Annotated in this window: 30 protein-coding genes; 17 read left to right on the top strand and 13 right to left on the bottom strand. The window is 54.0% G+C overall.

The genetic code is table 11. From position 1 onward, the window contains the following. Positions 1-14 precede the first annotated feature (14 nt). A complete protein-coding gene (locus AC2FCQ_RS11395; RefSeq protein ID WP_490308311.1) occupies positions 15-749 on the top strand; it encodes a class I SAM-dependent methyltransferase in 735 nt (244 codons plus the stop codon). 78 nt (positions 750-827) lie between these two features. Here AC2FCQ_RS11395 and AC2FCQ_RS11390 read toward each other — a convergent pair whose 3' ends face one another. Together AC2FCQ_RS11390 and AC2FCQ_RS11385 are read right to left on the bottom strand one after the other, a co-directional pair. Further along, the gene (locus tag AC2FCQ_RS11390; protein WP_209640287.1) at positions 828-1,334 is read right to left on the bottom strand and encodes a DUF1543 domain-containing protein; all 507 of its coding nucleotides are present in this window, start codon (positions 1,332-1,334) and stop codon (positions 828-830) included. A gap of 105 nt (positions 1,335-1,439) precedes the next feature. Continuing rightward, on the bottom strand, positions 1,440-1,718 hold the full coding sequence (locus AC2FCQ_RS11385; protein ID WP_490308312.1) for a GNAT family N-acetyltransferase: 279 nt from the start codon (positions 1,716-1,718) through the stop codon (positions 1,440-1,442). A gap of 231 nt (positions 1,719-1,949) precedes the next feature. On the opposite strand from AC2FCQ_RS11385, the gene AC2FCQ_RS11380 reads away from it, so the two are divergent. Continuing rightward, positions 1,950-2,363 (top strand): DoxX family protein, encoded by a 414-nt coding sequence (locus AC2FCQ_RS11380; RefSeq protein WP_209640293.1) that lies wholly within the window; start codon positions 1,950-1,952, stop codon positions 2,361-2,363. 61 nt (positions 2,364-2,424) lie between these two features. Here the strand turns inward: AC2FCQ_RS11380 and smrA are convergent, their stop codons facing one another. Further along, positions 2,425-2,997, bottom strand: coding sequence for a DNA endonuclease SmrA (gene smrA, locus AC2FCQ_RS11375; RefSeq protein ID WP_490308313.1), 573 nt, complete (start codon positions 2,995-2,997; stop codon positions 2,425-2,427). 173 nt (positions 2,998-3,170) lie between these two features. On the opposite strand from smrA, the gene AC2FCQ_RS11370 reads away from it, so the two are divergent. Together AC2FCQ_RS11370 and AC2FCQ_RS11365 are read left to right on the top strand one after the other, a co-directional pair. Beyond that, the gene (locus AC2FCQ_RS11370) at positions 3,171-3,509 is read left to right on the top strand and encodes an MbeD/MobD family mobilization/exclusion family protein (RefSeq protein ID WP_209640299.1); all 339 of its coding nucleotides are present in this window, start codon (positions 3,171-3,173) and stop codon (positions 3,507-3,509) included. A 66-nt stretch (positions 3,510-3,575) separates the two neighbouring features. Continuing rightward, on the top strand, positions 3,576-4,022 hold the full coding sequence (locus AC2FCQ_RS11365) for a DUF1198 family protein (RefSeq protein WP_209640302.1): 447 nt from the start codon (positions 3,576-3,578) through the stop codon (positions 4,020-4,022). A gap of 27 nt (positions 4,023-4,049) precedes the next feature. Here the strand turns inward: AC2FCQ_RS11365 and AC2FCQ_RS11360 are convergent, their stop codons facing one another. From AC2FCQ_RS11360 to AC2FCQ_RS11350, 3 genes are all read right to left on the bottom strand, one after another. Further along, positions 4,050-4,388, bottom strand: a complete 339-nt coding sequence (locus AC2FCQ_RS11360; protein WP_037422190.1) for a DUF2002 family protein — start codon at positions 4,386-4,388, stop codon at positions 4,050-4,052. Between the two features lie 102 nt (positions 4,389-4,490). Further along, positions 4,491-5,681: an MFS transporter gene (locus AC2FCQ_RS11355; RefSeq protein ID WP_265557065.1), complete on the bottom strand. Its 1,191-nt coding sequence runs from the start codon at positions 5,679-5,681 to the stop codon at positions 4,491-4,493. 94 nt (positions 5,682-5,775) lie between these two features. Next, on the bottom strand, positions 5,776-6,789 hold the full coding sequence (locus tag AC2FCQ_RS11350) for a helix-turn-helix domain-containing protein (protein ID WP_404760676.1): 1,014 nt from the start codon (positions 6,787-6,789) through the stop codon (positions 5,776-5,778). 129 nt (positions 6,790-6,918) lie between these two features. Between AC2FCQ_RS11350 and AC2FCQ_RS11345 the strand changes: the two genes are divergently transcribed. After that, entirely contained in the window at positions 6,919-7,959 is a 1,041-nt protein-coding gene (locus AC2FCQ_RS11345) for an alpha/beta hydrolase family protein (protein ID WP_490308314.1), read from the top strand. On the opposite strand, the gene AC2FCQ_RS11340 is transcribed toward AC2FCQ_RS11345, so the two are convergent. Next, on the bottom strand, positions 7,919-8,815 hold the full coding sequence (locus AC2FCQ_RS11340) for a LysR family transcriptional regulator (RefSeq protein WP_265557062.1): 897 nt from the start codon (positions 8,813-8,815) through the stop codon (positions 7,919-7,921). The two genes, AC2FCQ_RS11345 and AC2FCQ_RS11340, sit on opposite strands and share 41 nt — an antisense overlap. Before the next feature lie 106 nt (positions 8,816-8,921). Here AC2FCQ_RS11340 and AC2FCQ_RS11335 point away from each other — a divergent pair, with 106 nt between their 5' ends. Together AC2FCQ_RS11335 and AC2FCQ_RS11330 are read left to right on the top strand one after the other, a co-directional pair. After that, a complete protein-coding gene (locus tag AC2FCQ_RS11335) occupies positions 8,922-10,304 on the top strand; it encodes an MFS transporter (RefSeq protein WP_490308315.1) in 1,383 nt (460 codons plus the stop codon). Next, the gene (locus AC2FCQ_RS11330) at positions 10,301-10,681 is read left to right on the top strand and encodes a DUF4440 domain-containing protein (RefSeq protein ID WP_265557060.1); all 381 of its coding nucleotides are present in this window, start codon (positions 10,301-10,303) and stop codon (positions 10,679-10,681) included. The genes AC2FCQ_RS11335 and AC2FCQ_RS11330 overlap by 4 nt, the downstream gene beginning before the upstream one ends. Positions 10,682-10,884: 203 nt before the next feature. On the opposite strand, the gene asr is transcribed toward AC2FCQ_RS11330, so the two are convergent. Beyond that, on the bottom strand, positions 10,885-11,361 hold the full coding sequence (gene asr / locus AC2FCQ_RS11325) for an acid resistance repetitive basic protein Asr (RefSeq protein WP_209640321.1): 477 nt from the start codon (positions 11,359-11,361) through the stop codon (positions 10,885-10,887). A gap of 189 nt (positions 11,362-11,550) precedes the next feature. On the opposite strand from asr, the gene AC2FCQ_RS11320 reads away from it, so the two are divergent. Continuing rightward, complete coding sequence (locus AC2FCQ_RS11320) at positions 11,551-12,531, top strand: nickel/cobalt transporter (RefSeq protein ID WP_209640418.1); 981 nt, start codon at positions 11,551-11,553, stop codon at positions 12,529-12,531. Between the two features lie 123 nt (positions 12,532-12,654). Further along, entirely contained in the window at positions 12,655-12,963 is a 309-nt protein-coding gene (locus tag AC2FCQ_RS11315) for an ElaB/YgaM/YqjD family protein (protein WP_209640324.1), read from the top strand. Positions 12,964-13,026: 63 nt separating this feature from the next. Here the strand turns inward: AC2FCQ_RS11315 and pdxR are convergent, their stop codons facing one another. Beyond that, positions 13,027-14,460: a MocR-like pyridoxine biosynthesis transcription factor PdxR gene (pdxR, locus tag AC2FCQ_RS11310; RefSeq protein ID WP_490308316.1), complete on the bottom strand. Its 1,434-nt coding sequence runs from the start codon at positions 14,458-14,460 to the stop codon at positions 13,027-13,029. A 96-nt stretch (positions 14,461-14,556) separates the two neighbouring features. On the opposite strand from pdxR, the gene AC2FCQ_RS11305 reads away from it, so the two are divergent. From AC2FCQ_RS11305 to nrdF, 5 genes are all read left to right on the top strand, one after another. After that, positions 14,557-14,988 (top strand): carboxymuconolactone decarboxylase family protein, encoded by a 432-nt coding sequence (locus AC2FCQ_RS11305; protein WP_404760672.1) that lies wholly within the window; start codon positions 14,557-14,559, stop codon positions 14,986-14,988. Between the two features lie 282 nt (positions 14,989-15,270). Next, positions 15,271-15,507, top strand: a complete 237-nt coding sequence (nrdH, locus tag AC2FCQ_RS11300) for a glutaredoxin-like protein NrdH (protein WP_037422220.1) — start codon at positions 15,271-15,273, stop codon at positions 15,505-15,507. 8 nt (positions 15,508-15,515) lie between these two features. After that, complete coding sequence (gene nrdI / locus AC2FCQ_RS11295) at positions 15,516-15,920, top strand: class Ib ribonucleoside-diphosphate reductase assembly flavoprotein NrdI (RefSeq protein WP_209640336.1); 405 nt, start codon at positions 15,516-15,518, stop codon at positions 15,918-15,920. Next, entirely contained in the window at positions 15,902-18,046 is a 2,145-nt protein-coding gene (nrdE, locus tag AC2FCQ_RS11290) for a class 1b ribonucleoside-diphosphate reductase subunit alpha (RefSeq protein WP_490308317.1), read from the top strand. The genes nrdI and nrdE overlap by 19 nt, the downstream gene beginning before the upstream one ends. A gap of 8 nt (positions 18,047-18,054) precedes the next feature. Continuing rightward, a complete protein-coding gene (gene nrdF / locus AC2FCQ_RS11285; RefSeq protein ID WP_209640343.1) occupies positions 18,055-19,026 on the top strand; it encodes a class 1b ribonucleoside-diphosphate reductase subunit beta in 972 nt (323 codons plus the stop codon). Between the two features lie 76 nt (positions 19,027-19,102). Here nrdF and AC2FCQ_RS11280 read toward each other — a convergent pair whose 3' ends face one another. Beyond that, positions 19,103-19,315 carry a DUF1289 domain-containing protein gene (locus tag AC2FCQ_RS11280; RefSeq protein ID WP_209640346.1) on the bottom strand — a complete coding sequence of 71 codons (213 nt, stop codon included), beginning with the start codon at positions 19,313-19,315 and terminating at the stop codon, positions 19,103-19,105. 74 nt (positions 19,316-19,389) lie between these two features. Beyond that, on the bottom strand, positions 19,390-20,130 hold the full coding sequence (locus AC2FCQ_RS11275) for an SDR family oxidoreductase (RefSeq protein WP_209640349.1): 741 nt from the start codon (positions 20,128-20,130) through the stop codon (positions 19,390-19,392). A 123-nt stretch (positions 20,131-20,253) separates the two neighbouring features. On the opposite strand from AC2FCQ_RS11275, the gene AC2FCQ_RS11270 reads away from it, so the two are divergent. Beyond that, positions 20,254-21,147 carry a LysR family transcriptional regulator gene (locus tag AC2FCQ_RS11270; RefSeq protein WP_490308318.1) on the top strand — a complete coding sequence of 298 codons (894 nt, stop codon included), beginning with the start codon at positions 20,254-20,256 and terminating at the stop codon, positions 21,145-21,147. A 28-nt stretch (positions 21,148-21,175) separates the two neighbouring features. Here the strand turns inward: AC2FCQ_RS11270 and AC2FCQ_RS11265 are convergent, their stop codons facing one another. Continuing rightward, positions 21,176-22,120, bottom strand: coding sequence for an MBL fold metallo-hydrolase (locus AC2FCQ_RS11265; protein WP_490308319.1), 945 nt, complete (start codon positions 22,118-22,120; stop codon positions 21,176-21,178). 137 nt (positions 22,121-22,257) lie between these two features. Then, complete coding sequence (locus tag AC2FCQ_RS11260) at positions 22,258-23,613, bottom strand: 2-hydroxycarboxylate transporter family protein (RefSeq protein ID WP_209640358.1); 1,356 nt, start codon at positions 23,611-23,613, stop codon at positions 22,258-22,260. A gap of 326 nt (positions 23,614-23,939) precedes the next feature. Between AC2FCQ_RS11260 and AC2FCQ_RS11255 the strand changes: the two genes are divergently transcribed. Together AC2FCQ_RS11255 and AC2FCQ_RS11250 are read left to right on the top strand one after the other, a co-directional pair. Beyond that, on the top strand, positions 23,940-25,538 hold the full coding sequence (locus tag AC2FCQ_RS11255; RefSeq protein ID WP_490308321.1) for an ATP-binding protein: 1,599 nt from the start codon (positions 23,940-23,942) through the stop codon (positions 25,536-25,538). Positions 25,539-25,549: 11 nt separating this feature from the next. Beyond that, entirely contained in the window at positions 25,550-26,236 is a 687-nt protein-coding gene (locus AC2FCQ_RS11250) for a response regulator (protein WP_209640365.1), read from the top strand. Positions 26,237-26,606 lie beyond the last annotated feature (370 nt).

The following is a 26,606-nucleotide window of genomic DNA, read 5'->3' as shown; positions in this document are numbered from 1 at the left end:
ATACAGGAATCGTAATGACTCAAAATATTTATGATAATCAGGCATTTTTCGATGGATATGCACAGCTTAACCGTTCCGTGAACGGCTTGGACGGTGCGCCGGAGTGGCCGACCATCCGCAGCATATTGCCGGATTTACACGGAAAGAAAGTGGTCGATCTGGGCTGTGGTTATGGCTGGTTTTGCCGCAGTGCCCGTGAACAGAACGCTGCCAGCGTCCTGGGCTTGGACCTATCGGAAAAAATGCTTAACCAGGCACAGACATTGACACAGGATGACGGCATTGAATACTGCCAGCAGGATCTGGAGCAGCTTCAACTTCCCCCTGCTTCCTACGATTTTGCCTACAGCTCACTGACGCTGCATTACATAGACGATCTGGCCCTGTTGTTTGCTACGGTCTATCAGGCACTGGTGCCCGGTGGTCAGTTTGTCTTCACCGCCGAACACCCCATTTATACCGCGCCGCAGCATCAGGGCTGGTTGGTGGATCAGAACGGGCAGAAATCCTGGCCGGTCAATGGTTATCAGAAAGAGGGCCAACGGATCTCAAACTGGCTGGCGGAAGGTGTGATCAAACAACACCGTATGCTCGGCAGCTACATTAATCTGCTGGTACAACAAGGTTTTGTCGTCACATACCTCAATGAATGGGGCCCTTCGGCGCAGCAAATAGCAGAAAACCCGGCGCTCGACGAAGAGAAAGAACGCCCGATGCTCTTTATTCTCGCCGCACATAAGCCCACATAATTACCCGGCACCGCATAAACGCTTACTCTATCCAATATGGGGAGGTCACCTCCCCCATGAGATCCTCCCCACGTGGCATTATGCGCCTATTGGCAAATATCCCTGCCACAGCGGCCGTGCCGGTTCCCCCTGCGCATTGGCCTGCAGATGAACATGGTACCCCTGCAGTGAGTGCAGCAGCAGGCAGTCGTCGACGTCCGCCAAATCATCCTTATGCTGTTGGAAACTGCCGGTCAGCAGCACCTGCTTGGCTTTTTCTTTGGCCTCATCGGCATTGTGTGCCACAAACAAGCCAAACTGATGCAACTCAGCCAGCTCGTCACTGCGGTAGCCCCCCACATTGACAAAGAACAGCTTCTCGGGACCGTTAAAGGGGGCTGGATGCAACATTACGTCGTAGCCATCCGCCCATTCAATACGCGCATAGCCATCAATATGCACCTTGCTCTTATCCCCAAACCATTTTTCTCGCAGTAAAGGGTGAGCCTCTTCAGGCTGGTCTGCTGCGACAAACTGCACATCGTGCAGTTCGATATTGGCGCCCGGCGCCGTGCCACCCACATAGAACATCAATAGTCCCGGCATTATCGTGTTATCTCCCTGTTTTAATAATCGCTATATAACATAATATATAACGATTATTCTGCCAACCACCACAACGCTCAAGACAGGTTTACACCAGCAAGGCCGTTACGCGCGGATATCCTGGTAGTCTGGGGTCGTATCGAACTCATGTTTGGCAAACGGGCACAACGGAATAATTTTACGGTTTTCCGCGCGCATTTTCGCCACCACCAACGCCACCAGCTTTTTACCCACGCCCTGGCCTTTCAACACCTCGTCCACCCAGGTGTGATCGATAATCGTTAATTTATCCCCACTCGGCACAAAGGATATCTCTGCGATCATTTTTCCCTGCGGATCGTTTATATAGAAACGTTTCTCATCTGCCAGAATTTCAAAATCCATAAAGTTATCCCATCTTAAAAATACATAAATTTATACCCTATAGATTTCAAGCTGCAGCTAGGCGGCCAGCTCGCTCATCCCCAGGCGCTTACTTGAGTAAGTAACTGGGGTGAGCGAGTGCAGGTAACAACACTGCAGCTTGAAAGATGACGGGTCTAGAACAAATCTGATATTAGTCTACTATTTAATCAGTAACACGACATAATTTTGACAGTGGCTAAGGAGTTCAAAATGGGTGAAAGTTCAAAAGACGGCGTTATTCTGCTATCCCGAATATTATTGATGATTTTGTTTATTATTTTCGGCTGGATGAAGTTAACCAACTTTGGTGCAAGCGTTACGTCAATGGAAGGGTATGGCACACCAATGCCTTATTTGGCGGCCATTATCGCTGTAGTCGTTGAATTCTTTTTTGGCATCGCACTTATTCTCGGGTTATTTACCCGCCCTATCGCGGTTATTTTTGCTGTCTATGTCCTCGGTACCGCATTTATCGGTCACCCCTTCTGGAAAATGACCGGCATGGAAATGATGGGCAATGAAATAAACTTCTTCAAAAATATCAGCATAATCGGCGGGCTGTTGTTACTGGCCGTCACCGGTGCCGGGCGTTATTCACTGGATTATAAGTTCTTTGGTAAATAATTTTCTTCAGCCGGCAGCCGCAACGCTGCCGGTTGTTCCTGCCTCCTCCTCAACTCCCACGCTAGCGGCTGCGTTTGGCATGACGTTCGAAGTTATCAAGCCTGGCCTGCGCTGACTTGCGCAATGTGACATAACAAGCCCCGTCGCCCCCATCACGCGGTAGCGCTCGGCAAAAAGCCTGTACCTGTTCAAACTGCGCCAACCATTTGGCGATAAAACTGCGGATTATGTTGGCGTGGCTCTCATTCCCCCGCCCACGACCATGAACAATCAGCAACGAACGCAGGTTTTGCTTTTCCGCCTGCAAAATAAAACGGAACAGGGCTTCTCGGCACGCCTCTACCGGCTGTTTCAGTAGATTAAGGCTGGCCTGCGGTGGGTAGTGGCCATGGCTTAGCTTATCCAGTACGCCTTGCTGAATGCCCTCGCCTTTGTATTCCAACGGCAGCTCGCAGGGGATCAGTTCGAGAAAGCCGGTGCTGAGAAAGTTTTCCTGTCGCAGCGCCTGCTCTTCACGACGCACACTTTTGTCCGTCTTCTCCAGCGGCTTAAGGTATAGCGTCTGGGAAGTGCTGGATAACGGCGTCACATCCGCCATCGCCTGTTCAAAAAAGTCTTTGTCTTGTTTGCTCATCTCACTGCCACTCTTGGACCTAAGCCTTCAACGCTTGGGATGACCCTGATTGTAAAACGCCTCACCCCAGTTGCAAGCCGGGAATTTTCCGCAATTGTCGTCAACGGGTGAGGTTCTGTGCAGTTTTCGTTATACTGCTAAACCATTATTGAGTGCCGCAAAGGATCGATCCCATGAAAATGCGCGAGCTGGAAACCCAGTTTCAAAATGCCATGAGCGAGTTGCAGGCCAGCTTCGAAAGGCAGCACCGTGAATGGCAGCACAGCTATCAGGCACTGCAGCAGTTGCTGGAAGAAGCTAAACAACGCGAAGTTGCATTACGTATGCAAAATGAGCAGCTGGTGCGCAAGCTGAGCACCGCCAGCTCCGTGCCGGAGCAGCACGCGTTGGTCAAGCAAATCAAAATGCTGGGCGCCCATCTGGATGCACTGGCCAAGGATGCAGCCACCTTCAACCACCACCTGCGCAATCAACAGCGGGCAGCCGACAATTTCAGCGGCGAACAGCGTTGACACCGGGCGCTGTCGCACAGCGCCTCCTGCCAAATACTGGCGTTCTGAGAGTGTAATAAATCATAAATGACCTGGATCATCATCGCTGCCCTGATCGTTGTATTTATTATTGGTTACCGCATTTTGACTTCCGATACGCGCAAAGCCATCGACTCTCTGGCCCACTTGCTGAAAGTAAAACCGATGTTGGTTGAATCGATGATTCAGGAGATGGGCAGCCGTAACAGCCAAACCTTTATCCGCGTTTTAAACAACGGCTACACCGAAGAGATGCACCAGGCAGCCTATTTGCTGTTTATCTATCTGACCTTTATCAAACAGGCGGATGACCACCAGATTGCCCTGTGGCGGGAAACGCTGATGCGGGCAGGACTATCGCCAGAGCTGCATGCCGAACACACTGAAGCCGCCCTGTTTTACTTTACCGAACTGGATATAGACGCCTTCGAATTGGCGCAGTTTCGCCGCGCGTACAACGAGCGTTTTAATCAGGACGCTATCGCGAATGGGTGAAAGTGTCCCCCGCAGGCGGGGGAGGCATTACTGAAACATGCTGTAGATATAGCGCGAAAGCGCATCACGCGAGCTGAAGCCGTGTGGAATGCCGTAGCGCGCACTCGGGGCATCACTGCTTAAATCCAGGGGAAACTCAAGGTACTGATCGCTGGTGCGCACCGGCGAGGTCGGCGTGGCGAAATGCACGCTTTTCTCTTTCAGTGCAGGGTGGATCACCAACGCGGTTCTGCCCATCCGCGCTTCACGATTCACATACACGTAGTGCTCACCCTTGCGGTAACCATAAGACTGGTCGGTGACATAATCACGCTCAAAGCCAGTATTCTCCAACACTCTAGCCACTTCATCCGGCCGTAAATACATCGATTTCTCCTCTCGTTCTGGACCGCTGAGCGACCTTACCGCAATCATGAGATGAAACAATAAATTTTTCGGTATGAATGTGGGTTTAGGAATAATCCTTAACTATATATTTTGCCGGTTTAGCAGCAGCAAACGCAGCGTCAGCAGAGCGCCCATAAACACCATCAACGCAGCCGCCAGATAGATTGATGGCACCCCCGTATGGCTCATCAACAAACCCGCCAATGGCCCGGTGATCCCCAGCGCCAAATCAAGAAACGCGGAGTAAGTACCCAGTGCGGTGCCCTGATTTTGCTGTGGCACTTGCTTCACCGCCTCCACGCCCAACGCGGGGAAAACCAGAGAAAAACCGGCTCCTGCCAGCAACGCGCCGGCCTGCACCATCAGTGGATCCGTCGCCAGCCAAATCAGCAGCAGCCCGGCAATCTCAATCAGGAATGACACCAACGTCACCGTTAACCCACCGTGACGATTGATGGTATTACTGAAAATCAAACGAATGCCGACAAAAGCACCACTGAACAACGTCAGCGAGAACGCGGCACCGCTCCAACCTTTATCAGCATAGTAGAGGGTAATAAAGGTGGCGATAACCCCAAACCCCACGGTGCCCATCGCCAGCCCCACGCCGTAGGTCCAAATACGCCCCAACACCGCGCTAAAGGCAATGCGTTTACCGGCAGTGATTGAAACGGTGGGTTTAGCGCTCGCCAGCCACAGTGAAACCGCCACCGCCAACACGATTAACGCCGCTACCCCGGCCAATCCCCAGTGCTGGTTGAGGTAAACACCGAGCGGCGCCCCAGCCGCCATCGCACCGTACGTTGCCACCCCATTCCACGAGATAACCCGGGCGGTATGCAGCGGCCCCACCAGGCCAATCCCCCACAGCGTAGACCCCGTACTGGCAAAGCTTTCGCCAACACCGAGAAATACCCTGCCGACGCACAGCAGGATTAAACTCAACAACGGCACCCCGCCGAACCAAAAAGCCAGGGCATAAAACAGACCGCTCACCCCGCAGCAAGCCAGCCCGAACAACACCACTTTTTTCGGCCCAAGCTGATCGGCATAGCGCCCGGCATGCGGTCGACTAAACAAGGTAGCAAAATATTGGGCGCTGATGATCAGACCGGCCAACACCGAGTTGTACCCCAAATCGTTATGTACAAACCCAGGCAACACCGCCAACGGCAGGCCAATGGTCAGGTAGCAAACGAAGGTGAACATCACGACCGACAAAATACGTTTATTCAGTTGGAGATTGTTTTCTTTGGAACTGATTGCGGTCATCAACGGTGGCTCGCATCGAACGGGGTAGGCAACAGCGTTCAGCATACCCCGATGGGATCCGATGATAAATGTGAGAGTTATAACGAATTATTATTTAACTACGCGTTTGTTGCCTGCGCCATTCGCTCGGATTGACGCCATAAATGCGTAAAAACTCACGGTTAAAGTTCGACTTGGTGGTAAAGCCCGCCGCCTGCATGATCTCGGTGATCGAACGGTCATCGGCAAGCAACCACTGCGCCGCTTGGCAAATACGCAGTTGATTAACATATTGCGACACATTCATGCCCGCATGCCGATTGATGGCTTGTGACACACGGCGTGCCGGTAAGCCAACTTTTCGCGCCAGCCGCGCCAGATTCAGTTCTGGTTCCAGATAAAGGTCATCCTGTCGCAGCCGTTGCTGTACCTGCGCAAACCACTCGGCCAGCCGTTCTTCATCCTCTGCGGCATCTTCCGTGGGCTCTGGAAGTACATCCACCGGGCTTTCCGAGGGTCGGCTGCGGGCCAACACCAGGCAGAGGCTCAATGCCACCAGCACATTAACGAGGGTGGCCATCCAACCGGCATGTCGCCCATCAAACAGTGAAAAATCGAGTGTGATCACCAGATCGGCTATCGCTACCGCGATCAGTAACATGCCCAAACCGCGCCACAACCGATAACTGAGCCAACTGTCCGCCAGCGCCACCTGCTGCAGGCTGTTCTCACCACGCCGCAGCGCATACAGCAGCGCCACGCCATAGCCCAGGTCAGTGCCAACGATCAACGTATCCAACCAAAAAGGCGCGGCCAAACTCGCCAACAACGTCAGGCACAGTGGCATCAGGTGCCACAGTTCTCGCCGCCTTAGCCTGCCTTGGGTACTGGCCAAAAAAGCCAAATACGTTAGCGTGGGGATCGCCACTGCGCTGAAAGGTTGCAACCCATTTAATTGAGCCAGGCCGTAGCCGTAACGGATGCCCACCAGCACACTTTGCCAAGCACACAACAGCAGCAATAACTGAAAGACCCAGCGTTGCGCATGTGGTCGCCCCAGCCGATACAGCAGCCCCAGGCACAATAAACCAAACAGAAAAGTGAGCGGAATAAGCGGCATCGTCAGCATCTTGTTGTCTTTACACAGAACCGGCAGTGTACTGTTAAAACAATCATTTAACGACCCGGATCACGATCGAGGTCGCCGGACTGCCCCGCCAATGTCACTCTCTCGACGTTGATACATTGAGGAGTGAAAATGAAAAGAGCATTGTTGTTATTGTGGGTCTTATGTGGTGCCGCGAGCGCCGCCCCTTACCAGGTTGCCACCCGGGATGACGTCTTTCAGGACGGTCCACGTACGTTGACCAGCCGAATTTACTACCCCACCACCGAGACAGGTTCCCCCCAGCTCATCGGTGCGAATCCGGTCTTTACCGGCATTCAAAGCCAGCCTGATGCACCTATAGCCAATGGGCGCTTTCCGCTGATCGTGATCAGTCACGGTAGCGGTGGTAATAACAGCAGCCAGGCCTGGCTGGCAGCCGCTCTTGTCCAGCAAGGCGTGGTCGTGGTGGCGGCTAATCATCCCGGTAGCACCACCGGTGACTCAATCCCCGCACGCTCCGCCAAGCTGTGGTTACAGACCGACGATATTTCTGCCTTGATTAGCGCCATCACGGCAGATCCCCACTGGGCTAAGGCCATTAATCATAAAGCCATTGGTGTTATCGGCCACTCGAAGGGCGGTTACAGTGCGATTGCCATCATCGGTGGTCGAGTCCGGCTCACCGATTTCATTCGCGGTTGCCAGCAAGCGCCACGCTCGCCCAACTGCCAGTTTTATACTCGGGCCAAGGTTGATCTGGGGACCCTCTCCACCCAGCAATTTGATGCAGACTATACCGACCCGCGCATCCGCTTTGCCGTCGCCCTCGATCCCGGTATGGTGCCTTATCTGCTGCCTGCCAGCCTGCATCAGCTCAGCGCCCCTTTATTGATCGTCGAACCTCAGCGTTTCGAGCCAGACGGCCAGATCCCCGGCCTTGGCGGTGCCGCGCTGGCCAAAGAGGCGGGGCAGCAACCGATTCATGCACTACGGTTATCCAGAGGCAATCATTTCGATTTTACTCCGCTTTGCCAGCCCAATGGACGTCAAATCCTGGCAGAAGAAGAGAAAGATGCGGAGGTGTTATGCGCTTCTTCCAACGCGCAACGCGAATGGGTACACCAGCAAACGGTGGCTAGCATTCTGAGCTTTATTCACCCCTGGTTACCTGTTCACGCAGAAAATCAATAAACGCCCGTACCTTTTCCGGCACATGGCGGGTATTGGGGTACAGGGCATAAATACTCTGTTCAGGGAAGCTGTGATCTGGCAACAAATGACACAGTTTTCCTGATGCTATTGCCGGCTGCACCAGCCACGCCGGCAGCAGTGCCACTCCAGCGCCATGCAGGGAAAACGCGAGCAGCGCAGAAGCGCTGTCGCCCATTAGCGTGGCAGTGTCTTCAACTTTGAACAACACCGCTTGCCGTTCTGGCGTCACAACCTGCCAGCTCAAGGGCGAGCTGAGGCGACTGTGGGCGATCCACTGCGCCTGCGCCAATTGGGTTAATGACTCAACAGGATGTCGCGCCAGATAGTCCGGCGACGCGACCGGCAAGATGGCAAAACTGTCCAGCAGAGCCGCCCGGTGGCTAGAATCTGCCAGTTGCCCCAGGCGGATAGCCACGTCAAAGCGCTCTGAAATCAAATCGGCATGATAAGAAGAGGATACGTGTTGAATGCGCAAACGCGGATGCAGGCGGGAAAATGCCGCCAATGCCGGTACCACGATCTGAGCCCCGTATTCAGGCGTGGTTGTGATGCGTAAGACACCGCTTAACCCGTGGTGATCGCGGCGTACGTCGTCCAACACATTCTCGGCATCTTGCAACAAGCGCAGGCAGCGCTGATAAAAGCGTTCACCCGCATCGGTAAGTGCCAGCCGCCGGGTGCTACGCACCAGTAAGGATACGCCTAGCTCACTTTCCAACTGTTTGACGTTGAAACTCACCACCGCCTTGGTTTGCCCGAGCGCTACCGCAGCAGCGGTAAAACTGCCGGCGTCCACCACCGCCACAAAGATAGCCAAACGCTGCAGGTTAAGCATGTTACCGCCCTTTATTGTCAAAATTATTTTGACAGTGTAATCGCTCGCAGCCGATTTATCCGCACTTTCCCGCCCGCTACACTGCTCGCCTTCAACCGGAGGCACCATGCCCTATCGCATCAAAGTCGCAATCGTCTATCTGCTCGGTTTTTTCGTCGATCTGATCAACATGTTTATCGCTAACGTCGCTTACCCGTCTATCGGGCATACCTTTCATGCCTCAGTCGGTGAATTGGCGTGGGTCAGCAATGGTTATATTCTCGGCCTGACGCTGGTGATCCCACTCAGCGCCTGGCTGGCGCAACGCATTGGTGGGAAACGCGTATTTTTGGTTTCTCTGACACTGTTTATGCTGGCGACGGCCGCAGCCGGTAATGCGAGTTCAATCGGGGAACTGATTGGCTGGCGTGTGTTGCAAGGCATGGGGGGCGGTTTGCTGATCCCGATAGGCCAAACATTGACCTATCAACTGTACAGAAGCCATGAACGTGCGGGGCTTTCCGCCGCCATTATGCTGGTCGGCTTGCTGGCACCCGCGTTATCACCTGCACTGGGTGGACTCATTGTTGATCGGCTTGACTGGCGCTGGGTCTTTTTCGCTAACTTGCCATTGGCAGCGCTGGCGCTCTTGCTGGCAGCACTGTGGTTACGTCCGCAAGCACCAGACGCCCAACCCAGGCCACTCGACGTTAACGGGCTGCTCTGCGCCTGCACGGCCCTGACACTGATTCTGCTTGGCCTCACGCGGCTGGGTGAAACCGGCGGCCTGCTACAGGGCTTCTTATTGCTGGCCGCAGGGGCATTAACGCTGACCTATTACCTGCGGCGCAGTTTGCGTATCACGCAGCCCTTGTTGAACCTGCGACTGGTGCAAGAGCCGCTGCTGCGCACCTCGATGATCATTTACCAATGCATACCGGGTGTCTTTATCGGAGTCAGCCTGGTTGCCATGTTGTATTTGCAAAATCAACTCGGAATGCGTGCCGCGCAAGTTGGCAGCCTGATGGTACCTTGGTCTTTGGCCTCATTCCTGGCCATCACACTAACCGGCAAAAAATTTAATCGCGTTGGCCCACGCCCCCTGTTTATCGTCGGCTGTCTGCTGCAAGGGCTGGGTATTTTGGCGCTATCGCAGATTGCGCACGCCGGGGAGTATGGGTTGCAGGTAGCGGCTTTCGCCCTTATGGGGTTTGGCGGCAGCCTGTGCAGCAGCACAGCGCAGAGCAGCGCCTTTCTGCATATTGCCGATGAACAATTGGCCGACGCCAGTGCGCTATGGAACATCAATCGGCAGCTCAGCTTTTGCCTGGGCGTCGCCCTGCTCAGCTTAGTGCTGAACCTGTTGCTTGAGCATTTTCCCCCGGCCGTTGCCTATAAAAGCTGTTTCTACCTGGCCGCCGCCAGCACGTTAATTCCACTACTGCTATGCCTGCGCATCGCTAACCGCGCAATTGTGCGCCACCTTAAGACTCAACAGGATCTCTCATGAATCAATATTTTACCGAAGTGATCGACGCTCATGTCGCCATTGAAAACTGGCTGGAAAAAGGTACAGGGGAAGAACAGACGCTGCTGGCGCGTTTTGATCCCGCATTCAGCATGATCGCGCTGAACGGGAACCGGCTGGATTTCGCTGCGCTTAGCGCATTCTTCCATGCCAATCGTGCCGTTAAACCGGGGCTGGTTATCACAATAGAAGAAATGACGTTAGTGGCCGAATGGCCAACGGGGGCGGTGGTTAGCTATCGCGAAAAGCAAATGCTGCCAGGACAAGGGGCAACGCTGCGTAACTCTACCGTGGTGTTTACGCAGACCCAGACTGGGCTGGGTTGGCGGCATCTGCACGAAACCACACTGACCCAATAATCAGGCGTCAGAGAAAGCCGTCTGCCAGGAACAGTTCCCAGGCAACAATCAGTCCGCATAAGGTGACGGCGCTGAAAATCACTTCGAACAAATAACGATTGATCATCATGAGCTAGCCCTCAAAAGAAAACACCCGGAAAAACCGGGTGTTTGCATCGCGTCTGGATGATGCGGCACCCTCAGGCCCCGCATTTGTCACTCAATTAAGCAGCTGGAGTTGCTGATTTTTTAGCCGCTTTGTGGTGCTTTTTAGCGGCCTGAGCTTTCTGCACTGGCGCTTTTTTGTGGTGTTTTTTAGCAGCCTGGGCTTTTTGAGCTGGCGCTTTTTTGCTTACTTTGTGGTGAGTTTTAGCAGCCTGAGCTTTCTGTGCTGGGGCTTTGTGGCTCACTTTGTGGTGTTTTTTAGCAGCCTGAGCTTTCTGTGCTGGGGCTTTCTTGGTCGCTTTGTGGTGCTTTTTAGCGGCCTGAGCCTTCTGTGCTGGGGCTTTCTTGGTTGCTTTATGGTGAGTCTTCTTATGATGAGTCGCTTTAGCAGGAGCCTTCTCAGCAGCAGCTGGCGCAGCGGTAGTCGTGGTTGCAGTTGCAGCAGGTGCTGCTGCTGGAGCTACTGCATCAGCAGCGAAAGCAACAGAAGACAGACCCATGGTAGCAGCAACGATCAGGGCTAATACTTTTTTCATCTTTAATTCCTCAGAGTGTTTTTTCAGTAAGCCCCGTTGGGCCGTTGAAGCAGATACTAGAGGAATCGATGAACCGCTTCCGTGAGTGATTGGTTTCGCCGAGTAACCAAATGTACAGCGCTTGTGAACCCTGTACACAAGTCTATGCTGGAAGCTGAATATCCCCTTTTGCTACAGGCTGGCAGCGCCATGAAAACCTCAACGATGAAAGTCACACCGGCAAACGTTGCCGGTCTGGGCGCCGGTGTTCTGTTGCTGCTGGTTATGCTCTATCTGTTCGCCCGCCACTGGGCGGAGTTCGTCCAATACTGCATCAATGCCCAGATCTATATGCACCGTTATCTGGTGCTGTACTTATTGCAACAGCGCAATCATCAGTACAGCGGTGGTGTGATGCTGGCGTTGTGCAGCTTTATCTATGGTTTCCTGCATTCCGTCGGCCCGGGCCACGGCAAGTTTGTTATCACCACGTACCTGGCGACCCACCGTAGACAATTGAACGCCAGCCGGCTGATCACTTTGCTCGGTAGCCTGATGCAAGGCGTTGTGGCGATCCTTTTCGTGCTGGTGCTGGCAATCGCGCTGAATTTGTCGATGGGCGATCTGAGCCTGAGCCGTTACTGGCTGGAAAAAGGCAGCGCACTGTTTATCGCCGCGTTCGGCCTGGTGGTGATCCTGCGCGCCGTGGGGCTACCCCAGCGCAAGCGACTGGCGTTCAAGGCGCTAAGGCCGTTAACAACAACCACACAGCACAGCCCAGAAGACGATTGTGGCTGCGGCCATCGGCATCTGCCTGATGCAACAGCCCTGACGGGGGGCTGGCGCAATGCACTGTGGCTTATCGTTTCTATCGGTATCCGCCCCTGCAGCGGTGCGATCCTCATCTTGGTGTTTGCCAACGCCGTTGGCATGTTCACCTGGGGCGTGATTTCCGCACTCAGCATGGCGCTGGGAACGGCGCTGTCGATCATGATTCTCGCCACCCTGGTACACCATGCACGTGAAAAATTTATCGCTGCCAACGACCATTTGACAGGTAAACGCCTGGCGCAGGTATCACGACTGGCCGTTATTTTAGGGGGGATATTGCTGATCCTGTTCGCATTGGTGCTGTTCAATTCTGTCATCCCGGTGAGCGCCAACGGCGACTTTATTGCCGCCGGCTGCTGATGGCTTCTATTGCGTCGCTATCCGCCGCGAAAACAGCGCTTAATGACAGTTTTTTCCGTGATCGCCAACACAGTTTGAAAAATGGTCTACACTTAATAGACATGTGTCGAAACGGAGAATCGAATGTTTAAGAGATCAGAAAAAGTAGAACGCGACATCGATCAAGACGTTACCCTTCTGGCCGATACGCTGGACGAAGTGTTACGGGAGTCCGGTGACAAGACCAAAGAGGAACTGAAAGAGCTGCACAGTAAGGCAAAAGGTGTATTACGTGATGCCCGGGCACGCTTCAATGGTTCCACTAATCTGACACAGCATGCTCGCGATGCCGTCGAACACGCCGATAGCTACGTGCGCGAAAAACCTTGGCAGGGCGTAGGAATCGGGGCCGCGGTTGGCATCGTCCTTGGCGTTCTGCTGGCCCGGCGTTAACACCCCCTGCAGTCATAAAGATAAAACAAATGTGCGTCTGGCCCGCGGGAAACCGCGGGCCGTTTAATGTCCACTGTTGAACAATTCAGCCAACCTGGCCACCGCCTGTTCGGCTTCACCCTGCTGAGTAAAATTGGCAAAGCCCATGAGCAGGCCAGAGCCTGTTGGTCCTGTGATTTGCCAGTCCGATAACGCCTGTACCGACAATCCGCGCCGCCAGGCCTCCTCCGCCAAACGCCGGTCCTGCCCATGCTCCGCTAACCGTGCCAGCAACTGAATGCCACCCGCTTGTGAGACCACCGCCAAGTGCTCAGCCAATTGTTGCTCGAGCGCCTGCGCCAACCACGCACGTCGCTGGCGATAGATTGGCCGCATCCGTTTCAGGTGGCGATAAAAATGCCCCTGATTAATAAAGTCTGCCACGCTGGCCTGCATCAGTGGTGGGCAACCGCAGCCCCGCAACCGGCTGCCGTGACCAAAAACCTCCACCAGCCCGACGGGCACGACCAAATAAGCCATGCGCAGCGCCGGGAACAGCGTTTTGCTGAAGGTTCCGGCGTAGAGCACTCGCCCCTGGCGATCGAGGCTTTTCAATGGCGGTAGCGGACGGCCATGATAGCGAACTTCGCTGTCGTAATCGTCTTCAAGGATCCATGCCGCCTGCTGCTGTGCCCACTCAAGCAAGGCCATACGCCGCGCCAGGCTGAGTGATACCCCTAGTGGGCTTTGGTGAGTCGGCGTCAATACTGCCATGCTTGCCAAAGGCGCCTTCGCCATGCCGGCGGCAATGTCCATTCCCTCTTCATCAACCGGTACCGCTACCGGCCGCATACCCGCGGCCTGGAAGAGCGGCAGCGTCACCGGGTAGCCCGGATCTTCCAACCACACCTCATTGCCCGGCTTAAGCAAGGTACCGATCACCAGATCCAGCAATGCCTGATACCCGGCGCAGATAAAGACCTGCTCTGGACGGCAGTTGATGCCACGTGAAAGTTGCAAATAATTGACAATCGCCGCGCGGAGTTCAGGCAAACCCTGAGTTGACGGATGCGCCAGCGAAGCCAGCGGGCTCGTCCGTAATTGGCGACCAACAATCCGCTGCCATAGCGCACGCGGAAAAACATCCAGCGCCGGCAACCCCAACTGAAACGGCTGAGTAGCCCCAGTGGGATGCAACGGATTCGCCGTCACCGCCGGTAAAGGCTCCGCCGTCGATGCTGCCCGCACAGGTAAGTTCTGCACCTGTGGCGAAACATAAGTACCCGCCTGCCCCCGACTTTGCACAAACCCCTCAGCGATCAGCTGACCATACGCGTTTTCCACCGTGGCGCGTGCCACACTGAGATCGCTCGCCAGCCCACGCACCGAGGGCAATCGGCTGCCGGCTTGCAAGGTGCCCTGCGTAATGGCGTCTTTAATTCGCAGATAAATCTGCCGGTACAAAGGATCGGCAAGCTGGCTGTCCAGCCGCAGGGAGGAAAGAAACTGACGCATCATGGCCTGATTAAATAATCATTTTATGGCCCTATAGCATAGTCCATATTGCCCTTAAAGTAGCGTCAAGATTCTGCTACTCGCTAACCGAGGTTGACCATGATTAAGCAACGTTTGAACTATTCCGAACTCTCTCCTGCACCGTACAAAGGCATGGTGAACGCCCTTATGGCACTGGAAAAGGGTGCCCTGGACAAGGCAACAATTGAACTGATGTTCATGCGTGTATCGCAGATCAACGGCTGTGCCTACTGCCTGGATATGCACAGCAAGGCCCTGCGTGAAAGTGGTGTTAGCAACGCTAAACTGGATACCTTGGCAGGCTGGCGTGTCAGCCATGAATTCAGCGCACGCGAACGTGCGGCACTGGAATGGGCAGAGTCTGTCACGCTGATCGCCGAAACCGGCGCGCCAGACAGCGCGTTTGAAGCGCTAAAAGCGCATTTCAGCGACGCAGAAATTGCCGATTTGACCTTCGCCATCAGCATCATGAATGCCTTTAACCGCCTGGCCGTCAGCATGCGCCAGTGATAAAAATGCGCTTTCCCCTCTTGCTGCGAGAGGGGATTTTCACCGATAACCGCCCGCAAAAAAATTTTCCTCACCGCATTTCCAGCCCCGCTGCGGCCTCCGCGCAAAATTCACCAAAACACCATATATAGCGTGGTTGATAAATTAAATATCAACATATAGTATTTATTCCATCAACCGCAGGGAACATGTCGCGGTCGGTAACGCCGTCAGAAACGCCGTTCAATGCTCCGTTATCTGACCTGTCCGCCTTTCCTTCAATACAAAAGGTAAATGCGAATCATGAGCATTATTATTTACAGTAAACCGGACTGTGTCCAGTGCAACGCCACCTATCGCGCATTTGATAAGCAAGGGATTGGTTATCAGGTGATCGACCTCACCCAGGATCAACAGGCGCTGAGCCATGTGAAATCCCTTGGCTACCAGCAGGTTCCGGTGATTATTGCCGGTGACGATCATTGGTCCGGTTTCCGGCCCGATAAAATTGGCGCGCTGGCTCACGCCCTTGCATCCTGAGGTCAACCATGAACCCGCTGGTCTACTTCTCCAGCAGTTCGGAGAACACCCACAGGTTCGTTGAAAAGTTGGGATTACCGGCGATGCGCATACCGATCGCCGGCGCCCGCAGCAAACTGCTAATGGAAACACCTTATATTCTGATTGTGCCCAGCTATGGCGGCGGTAGCGCCGTGGGAGCCGTGCCAATCCAGGTGATCCGCTTTCTCAACGTTCCACAGAATCGCGCGTTTCTGCGCGGCGTGATTGCCGCCGGGAATACCAACTTCGGCGCAGCGTACGGCATTGCCGGCGACATCATCGCCAAGAAATGTCAGGTGCCTTTTCTCTATCGTTTTGAGCTGCTCGGCACCACACAAGACGTTGCAAACGTTCGACAGGGAGTAACCGCATTTTGGCAACGACAGAACTGACCAGACCCGCCACGAGCGCGCTGGATTACCATTCGCTCAACGCGATGCTCAATCTTTATGATGCTGAAGGCCATATCCAGTTTGATAAGGACAGGCTGGCGGCGCGGCACTATTTCCTGCAACACGTAAATCAGAACACCGTGTTCTTCCACAACCTGGAAGAGAAGCTGCGCTATCTGGTAGAAGAAGGCTATTACGAGCAGAGCGTACTGGCACAATACGACTTCGCTTTTATCAAGCAGCTGTTCCAGCAAGCTTACGCGAAAAAATTTCGCTTCGAGACGTTCCTCGGTGCCTTCAAGTACTACACCAGCTACACGCTGAAAACGTTTGACGGCAAACGCTATCTGGAACGCTATGAAGACCGGGTGTGTATGGTGGCGCTGACGTTGGCGGCAGGTGATACCACGCTGGCGCAAGATCTGGTGGAGGAGATGATTTCCGGGCGTTTTCAGCCTGCAACCCCGACCTTTCTCAACTGCGGCAAACAGCAGCGTGGTGAGCTGGTGTCCTGCTTTCTGCTGCGGATTGAAGACAACATGGAGTCGATCGGCCGGGCGGTAAATTCTGCACTGCAACTGTCGAAACGCGGTGGCGGCGTGGCATTTTTGCTGACCAATATCCGGGAGGTCGGTGCCCCCATCAAGCGCATTGAAAACCAGTCTTCCGGCGTGATACCGATCATGAAAATGCTGGAAGACGCCTTCTCTTATGCCAATCAGCTGGGCGCACGCCAAGGGGCGGGTGCGGTCTATCTCAACGCTCATCACCCGGATATTTTACGGTTCCTCGATACCAAGCGTGAAAACGCCGACGAGAAAATCCGCATCAAAACGCTGTCGCTGGGGGTGGTGATCCCGGATATCACTTTCGAACTGGCGAAGAATAACGAAGAGATGTACCTGTTCTCGCCGTATGACGTCGAACAGGTGTACGGCGTACCTTTCTCGGAAATCAGCGTCAGCGAAAAATACCGCGAGATGGTGGATGACAAACGCATCCGCAAATCACGCATCAATGCGCGCGAGTTTTTCCAGGTGCTGGCGGAGATCCAGTTCGAATCCGGTTATCCGTATATGATGTTTGAAGATACGGTCAACCGCGAAAACCCGATCGCCGGGCGCATCAATATGAGCAACCTGTGTTCGGAGATTTTACAGGTTAACCGCGCCAGCACTTATCACGACGATCTGAGCTATGACCAGGTAGGCAAGGATATTTCCTGCAACCTTGGCTCGCTGAACATCGCCAAAACCATGGATGCGCCGGACTTCGGCAAAGCAATCGACACCGCGATCCGCGCACTGACGGCGGTGGCCGACATGAGCGACATTCGTTCTGTACCGTCAATTGCCGAGGGTAACCGCAGCTCCCACGCTATCGGCCTGGGCCAGATGAATCTGCATGGTTATTTGGCACGTGAACGCATCTTCTATGGGTCTGAAGAAGGCATCGATTTCACCAATATCTATTTCTACACCGTTGCTTACCACGCCATTCGTGCCTCTAACCAGCTGGCGATCGCGCGCGGCAGCGCGTTCGGCGGTTTTGAGGACTCCACCTACGCCTCCGGCGAGTATTTCAGCAAGTACACCGAACAAGAATGGCTGCCACAGACTGAGCGGGTACGTGCCTTGTTCGCCGACGCCAATATTGCCATTCCCGGTCGCGAAGAATGGTTGGCGTTGCGCCAGTCGGTGATGATGCACGGGCTGTACAATCAAAACCTACAGGCGGTGCCACCGACCGGCTCCATCTCCTACATCAATAACTCCACCTCCAGCATCCATCCGATCGTGTCGCGCATCGAGATCCGCAAGGAGGGCAAAATCGGTCGTGTGTATTATCCCGCGCCTTATATGACCAACGACAATCTGGAGTATTACCAGGATGCCTATGACATTGGGCCAGAAAAGATCATTGATACCTACGCCGCTGCCAGCCAGCACGTCGATCAAGGGCTGTCGCTGACGCTGTTCTTCCGTGATACCGCCAGCACGCGCGACATCAACCGTGCACAGATTTACGCCTGGCGTAAAGGTATCAAAACCATCTATTACATCCGTCTGCGCCAGATGGCGCTGGAAGGCACCGAGGTGCAGGGCTGTGTGTCCTGTGCGCTGTGAGGCAACTTATGAATACCGTTAAACCGTCACCCTTGGTACGCGCAATCAACTGGAACATCATTGAAGACGATAAGGACCTGGAGGTGTGGAACCGCCTGACCTCCAATTTCTGGCTGCCAGAAAAAGTGCCGTTGTCGAACGACATTCCGTCGTGGGCAACGCTGACCCCAAAGGAGCAGCAACTGACCATTCGGGTGTTCACCGGGCTGACGCTGCTGGACACCATTCAAAACACCGTCGGGGCACCGGCACTGATTGCCGATGCCATCACACCGCACGAAGAAGCGGTGTACTCCAACATCAGTTTTATGGAGGCGGTGCACGCACGTTCGTACAGCTCGATTTTCTCCACGCTGTGCCAAACGCCAGACGTTGACGATGCCTACCGCTGGAGCGAGGAGAATCGCGCATTGCAGAAAAAGGCCAGCATCATTCTGGCCCACTACCGCAGTGACGATCCGCTGATGAAAAAGGTCGCCAGCGTGTTCCTCGAGTCATTCCTGTTCTATTCGGGTTTCTATCTGCCGATGTACTGGTCAAGCCGTGCCAAACTGACCAACACCGCCGATTTGATCCGTCTGATCATTCGTGACGAAGCGGTACACGGCTATTACATTGGTTATAAGTTCCAGAAGGGATTGGAGAACGTGGACGCGGCACGCCGTCAACAGGTGAAAAACTTCGCGTTCGATCTCATGCAGGATCTGTATGACAACGAAGTGCGTTACACCGAGGAGTTATACGACGGCGTCGGTTGGAGCGAGGACGTGAAAACCTTCCTGCACTATAACGCCAACAAGGCATTGATGAACCTGGGTTATGAAGCGTTGTTTCCGCCATCAATGGCTGAGGTCAATCCGGCTATTCTGTCGGCGCTGTCACCGAATGCCGACGAGAACCACGACTTCTTCTCCGGCTCTGGCTCGTCTTACGTGATTGGCAAAGCGGTCAATACCGAAGATGACGACTGGGATTTCTAAGCGTAATGCAGGGGCGAATAGCTTCGCCCTATAACGATAACCGGTGAACGGGCGCAGCATGCCGCGCCCCTGGTGTTTAGATATTTCCGGCACGCTGTCGGATGCGCTGCCAGATAGCCCGTTTTTCCTCGTCATCTGCGCTCGACCAAGCGGCGATTTCATCCAACGTGCGCCAACACCCACGGCACCACGATTTATCGGTGTCGATCTGGCAAACGTTATTACAGGGCGAACGGACACCGTCGTCTATTTGACTGCGGGTTTTTCTTCTTCTGCTGCGGCCTACCATGGGACGCTTTCCTCCGGTGGATGTCTGACAACAGGATACCCGATCCTGCCGTCAGAGAAACCGCCCCGACGCGATCAGATGATACCGCCATTGGCACGCAGGGTTTGACCGTTGATCCAGGCGCCGTCGGCACCGGCCAGGAAGGAGACCGCCGCCGCAATATCCTGCGGCTGGCCCAGGCGCTCTAGCGGTGCCATGTTCGCCAGGCGCGCGATCAGCTCCGGCGTTTTCCCGTCCAGGAATAATCCGGTGGCCGTTGGCCCCGGCGCGATGGCATTCACCGTGATATTACGGCCGCGAAGCTCTTTCGCCAGCACGCTGGTCAATGCCTCAACCGCGGCCTTAGTGGCAGCATACATACCATAGCTTGGCTGCAACAGCCCGACCACACTGGAAGAAAAGTTGATGATACGGCCGTTATCACGCAGCCGTTTCGCGGCTTCTCGCAGGGTATTGAACGTCCCCTTCAGATTGATATCAATCAGCCTGTCAGCCTCGGCGTCACTCATTTCAGCAACCGGCGCCAATGCAATCACCCCGGCGTTATTCACCAGGATATCGACGCCGCCAAACGCCTGCTCCGCACGATCAAACAGTTGGGCAACGGCCGTGGCATCACTGACGTCGGCTTTGGCGCTAAGCGCCCGCCCGCCGTTGTGTTCAATGTTACGCACCAGTTGATCCGCCAAGGTCTGATTACCCGAATAGTTGACGATTACGGTAAAACCATCGGCAGCCAGGCGTTCGGCAATGGCTGCGCCGATGCCACGTGATGCGCCGGTTACGATGGCGACGCGTTGTGAAGTGGTGTTCATCTTATCTATCCTCGTCAGGTATGCGCCTGCGGCTTGCCGGCGTCGGATCATCATGCACCTTTCGCTATGGCGAATAATCCCCTACTCTTCGTTATCACTATCCGATTTTAACGAACAATACTCATGGACAGAATTGACGCCATGCGCCTGTTCACCCGCGTGGTGGAACAACGTAGCTTTACGCAGGCTGCGCAGGATCTGGGCCTGCCGCGCTCGACGGTGACCGACGCCATCAAACAACTGGAGGCCCGGCTGCAAGTGCGTTTGCTGCAACGCACCACCCGCCACGTCAGCCCGACGCTGGACGGGGAAGCCTACTATCAGCGTTGCCTGACCATTCTGGCGGATATAGAAGATGCCGAGATGGCTTTTGCCGGCGCCAAGCCGCGTGGGTTACTGCGCATCGATGTCCACGGCACGTTAGCGCGTCATTTTCTCTTGCCGGACCTACCCGATTTTCTGGCGCAATACCCAGACATCGAATTTTTCATGAGCGAAGGTGACAGGCTGGTTGATCCGGTACGGGAGGGCATCGACTGCATGGTGCGCGTCGGCAGGCTAAAAGACAGTGATATGGTGGCGCGTCGTTTGGGTGAGCTGGAAGAGGTTACCTGCGCGGCGCCTGACTATCTGCAACGCTTCGGTACGCCACTGAGCCTCGACCAACTTGACGGGCACCGAATGGTCGGTTTCCGTTCTTCGGCCAGCGGCACAATCATGCCCCTGGAGTTTACTGTCGCTGGACATCCTCACCAGGTAACACTGCCCTGCACTGTATCGGTGAGTGCAGCAGAAAGTCTGGTCGCAGCGGCACACAGGGGGTTGGGCATTATTCAGGTACCGCGCTATCACCTGCGCGACAGCCTTGCCGAGGGCAGCCTGTTGCCGCTATTGCCGCAGTTCCCTTCCACGCCGATGCCGGTTTCACTGCTGTATCCCCGTAACCGTCAACTTTCGCCTCGGGTCCGGGTATTTATCGACTGGTTCAGCAAGGTATTTGCCGCGCGCAATGGCTAAAAAGCCGCCCGTTAAGGCGGCCAGCAATTTACAGAGCACCATAGCCCAGCGGCACCCAGTCGTATCCGTCGCCTTGTTTATTGAGATAGCCTAACCCAGGAAACGACAGATGCGCCCCGCCCACCAGCACACGCTGCTGGGCGCTATCACCGAAGACGCGCAGGCGCTCAGCCACCGCGGCCTTTGCATCGCTGTCAAAGCGAATGGCCACGCGCGGATGAGGGAGCTGCACTGCCGCCACATGGATCAGATCGCCAATCACCAGCAGACTTTTTCCTTTGCTATCGACCTGATAAATGCTGTGACCCGGCGTGTGGCCGTGAGCTGCAAATGCCCTGATCCCCGGAGACAACTCACCGTCGCCGTTGAACGGTGTAAAGTGCCCGGCAGCCTGATAAGGTTTTATCGCCGCCATCGCTCTTTCGAACGACGCCTTGTCTTCGGTCTTCGCCTGCTTCAATCGGCTCTCGCTCAGCCAAAAATCGACATCCTGCTGACTGGCTCGCACCACCGCATTCGGGAACATCGCCACGCCATTTTGCGTGAGGCCACCTAGATGGTCCGGGTGCATATGGGTCAGATAGATTTCGTCCACCTGCTGCGGCTGATAGCCGGCAGCCTTCAGATTGGCGACCAATTTGCCCAATCCATCCCCCAGCAACGTGCCGGCACCGGTATCAATCAGAATCAACTTACTGCCGGTGTTGACCAAATAGGCATTCACCGAAGTGGCGACAGGCAGGCTCTGGTGATGCTCGGCTAACGCGGTTTCAATCTGTTTTGGCGAGCTATTCAACAGCAATTTATCCGCTGGCAAACGAATGATGCCATCGGACAATACGGTAATTTCATAACTGCCCAGCATAATGCGATAGAAGCCTGGCGCGGGGCTTTTCACCTGCGGCGCAGCGGCCGAAACCTGCAGTGACATGACGGCCAACGCCGCTCCCAACAGGTAGTGTTTCCAGTGCATAACAACTCCTTAATTGTAAATTCAGCAGCGCTAAGTATTAACGCAAAACGCTGAACCTGCCCGCGGGGCCATGACACAGGCAAAAAAAATCCCCGCGGGGGCGGGGAAAGGCAAAGAAAACTAAGGTCTTTTTTACGTTATACGAAGAATTTGGCCAGCACTAACAATGAGAGGGAGACGTTAATCGCACCGCCAATACGGGTAGCGATTTGGGCAAACGGCATCAGCGACATGCGATTGCCCGCGGTAAGTATGGCAACATCACCGGTACCGCCCTGCCCGCTCTGGCAGCAGGACACAATTGCCACATCGATCGGGTGCATACCAATTTTCTTACCCACAAAGAACCCGGTCGCCACCAACGCACTAACGGTGCTCACAATCACCACCAGGTTTTGGAGAGTGAAGGCATTAACCAGCTCTTGCCATGGGGTGATTGCCACACCGACGGCAAACAGAATCGGGTAAGTCACCGCGGTGCGGAAGAACTTATAAACCACTTGAGAACCTTCCTGAATACGCGGAGACACGCCGTGTGCCAGCTTCACCGCCACCGCGGCAAACAGCATGCCTACAGGTGCAGGCAGGCCAATCAAGCGGTGCAGCAACATCCCAACCATGTACAACAAAATAGCCAGCAAGGCGCCGCAAGCAATGGTGCTGACATCCACCTTGCCACTGAATTTTTCCACCGCGCTCACTTCGCTATTGCCTTGTTTGTTAGGCATCAAGCTGCCTTCACCGGTCAAGTGCGGGTAGCGTTTGCCCAGTTGGTTCAGCAAACCGGCAAGTACAATCGCCGTCAGGCCGCCAAGCATCACGATCGGCAGAATACGGCCCAGCGCCACGCCCTGATCCATATGCAGGATTGCCGCGTAACCCATCGACAGCGGGATAGCGCCCTCACCGACACCACCGGCCATGATAGGCAAAATCAGAAAGAAGAAGATCTGGAACGGTTCCAGTCCCAATGCCATACCTACGGCCATCCCCACCAACATGCCGACAATTTCACCGCACAGCATTGGCGCGAAAATACGCAGGAAGCCCTGGATCAATACCTGTCGGTTCATGCTCATAATACTGCCGACAATGATGCAGCAGATGTAGAGATAAAGGATATTGGTCGACTTATAGAATTTGGTGGTCGACTCCACCACCACATCCGGCAACAGCCCATAGTGCACCAATGCAGAAGGGATAAAGGTGGCGCAAATCGCTGCTGCCCCCATTTTACCGATCAGCGGCAAGCGCTTGCCAAACTCACCACAGGCAAAACCAAAGAAGGCCAGTGTGGCAACCATCACCACAATATCGCTGGGTAATTTCCCTTCCAGACAATCCAATAAAATAAGTACGCCGGCCAGAACAAAGAACGGCAACGGAATAATCCCTACCTTGTAATTGTCCAGTATCTGCCACCATTTCTCCCGCAACGGTATTTCAGCGGTTTTATCTTTGGCAGCGAGGAAAGAATCATCTGTTGTGCTCATAATCTGGCCTCTTATTAGTTTGTTCGGCCATCATAGAGAAACGCACGGATTATCTGCTGTGATTTTGTTCAAAATTAAAAAGGGTTTTTAATGGTGGTTATGGTTTCTATGGTGTTAATTGTCATTATGTAAAATATGGCGTGGTTTTAATGGTGTTAATGTTATTTTTACTTCAAGGATTGTCCATTTTATTGTAACTGCTCCGCGGTCTGCCAGATAAGGATAATCCCGTGGCTGCGATCACAAGTTGATCCGGCGCAATATTACATTAACGGCGACTCATGATAGGGTAAGCACTCAGGATCTCTCAGGGTGAACCCCAGGCCATGCGCATAAAACTCTCATTTCAAATCAAACTCTTTCTATGCCTGGTTGCCTTCTCCTGCCTACTGCTGACATTCATTGGTGCTTACACCTACTATCAGCTCGATGCCCAGCTACACCGAGACCTCGGTGCCCGCGCACAGGTACAGGCGCGGGAGATTGCCCTGATCCCGTCGTTGGTCACCGCGGTCGAAAACCATGATCCGGTGAACATTGCCGCCTTGATGAAGAAAATACGCGCCAGCAGCGATGCCAGCTATATCGTTATCGGCGATAAACAAACCCGGCATCTTTATCATTCCGAGTACCCCAATATTGTTGGAACGCCCATGGTCGGCGGTGATAACAAAGAAGTGTTGGAAGGGAAAAGCATTATTTCTATCCGCAAAGGCGGCATTGGTGTTTCACTGCGCAGCAAAGCACCCATTATGGATGAAAATAATAATGTCATCGGTATTGTTTCGGTCGGCTACCTTAAATCACATATCGACAACCTGAATGCGAGAACGCTAACGCAAATCGTAGGATCGATTGTATTGCTCTTAATTGCGCTATTTGTATTTTCATGGCTGTTATCCAAGAATTTAAAACGTCAGATGTTCTGGTTGGAGCCGAAAGAAATTGCATTATTGGTGCGCCAGCAAAAAGCCTTGCTGGAGGCGATTTATGAGGGCGTTATTGCCGTCGATCCCCAACTTCGCATCATCACCATCAACCACGCAGCGCGGGAGTTACTGGATTTGCGGCAACCCGCCAGCGCCCTGATGGGACGTGAAATCGGTGAGGTGATTCAATCTCAACCTGACTTTTTCAGCGCTGCGCAGTTAGATCAGGATACCCACGATGAAGTCTGCCGTTTCAACCATGTACGGGTCATCGCCAGCCGCGTCCGCATCATGCAGGAAGAAGAGCTGCAGGGCTGGGTGATCAGCTTCCGCGACAAGAACGACATCAATACCCTGAGCAGCCAACTCAGCCAGGTTAAACGTTACGCCGACAACTTGCGGATCATGCGCCATGAACAACTCAATTGGACTGCCACCCTCGCAGGGCTGTTGCATATGCAACGCTACGACGAGGCGATTCGCTATGTGGAGGCGCAGTCAGAAGGCGCACAAGAGATTCTCGATTTTATCTCGCAGCGTTTCAGCTCTGCGGCGCTCTGTGGTCTGCTGTTGGGTAAATACGCCAGCGCGAAGGAAAAAGGCGTTGAGCTGCGATTCGATCCCGCCTGTCAGTTGCGGCAAATCCCGGCCGCGCTGAATGAAACCGAACTGATGTCGATCATCGGGAATTTGCTGGATAATGCGGTTGATGCGACTCTTCGTTGTGGCCCGCCACATGAAGCCGTAGAACTCTATATCAGTGATAACAGCAATGAACTGGTGATTGAAGTGGCCGATCGCGGTACCGGCATTGCAGCGGAGATCCGTGATACGCTGTTTGAACAAGGCATCACTACTAAAGATGACAAAGGTGACCACGGCATCGGCTTGCATTTGGTTGCCAGCCATGTGGCCCAAGCGCATGGCAGCATAGAAGTGTCGGACAACGAGCCACACGGCGCTATTTTTTCTTTGTTTATCCCTAAACAATCTTGAGCACCCGAATAATGCAACCTGAAGCACTGGACGTTTTGATCGTGGAAGATGAGCCACAGTTGGCCACGCTGCACGCCGAGTTCATTGAGCAGAACTTTGCCCTGCGCGTGGTGGCCTATGCCGCCACGCTGGCCGAGGCCAGAGCCAAAGTCAATGCACACCAGCCACGCCTGATCTTACTGGATAACTTTCTGCCGGATGGCCAGGGAATTGAGCTTATGGAAGAGGCCAGGGTAAAAAACCCCGGTTGCTCCGTGATCTTTATTACCGCCGCCAGTGACATGAACACGTGCAGCCAGGCGATCCGTAACGGCGCTTTCGATTACATCATTAAACCCGTGTCCTACAAGCGCCTACGCAACTCGCTGGAACGCTTTATGCAGTTTGTGCAAACCCAGCGGACGTTCAAAGTGATCGACCAAAGCAACGTCGATGCACTCTATAACCTGCAATCCAAACAGTTTTCCAGCGAGCCCAGTGCCAAAGGCATCGAAACCAATACGTTAGAGCTGGTTCAATCGCTGTTTATCAACCAACCAGAGGTTGCCCACGCGGTGGAAGATGTTGTCGAGAAAGTCGGTATTAGCAAAACGACGGCCCGACGTTATCTGGAATACTGCGTCGCCACCCAGTTTGTACGCGTTGAGATGATGTACGGCAATATCGGCCACCCGCGTCGATTGTATCGCAAAGCCTAAACTGACATCTGGCTGTCATAATGACGGGATAATATGCCTGCGTCGATATCCCCCTCGATATCGGCACCTGTCGTTGAAAACTGATGAAATACTGATGACTTTTACCCGACCTATGGTCGGGTTTTTTATTGTCCAAGAAGACAACTTGACCGGAAAATAATAGCGATAATCAGAACGGATTATCTTTACCTAAAACCAACCTGTTACGGGGAATATTAGGTGTTGATAATTGAATATTCACCGCACTACCATAACCAATCGAAAACCTGATGTAAATCGCTAATATCCTATTCATCGGACATTGAGGGTTGTCTCAGATATTCACTGTGTTAGGGTATAGAGGACTATTATTTTCTATTGGGATATTTTT

It is taken from the genome of Serratia sp. CoH_134_PS_4 (assembly GCF_058190535.1).
This window is presented reverse-complemented; position numbering and strand designations above follow the sequence as displayed.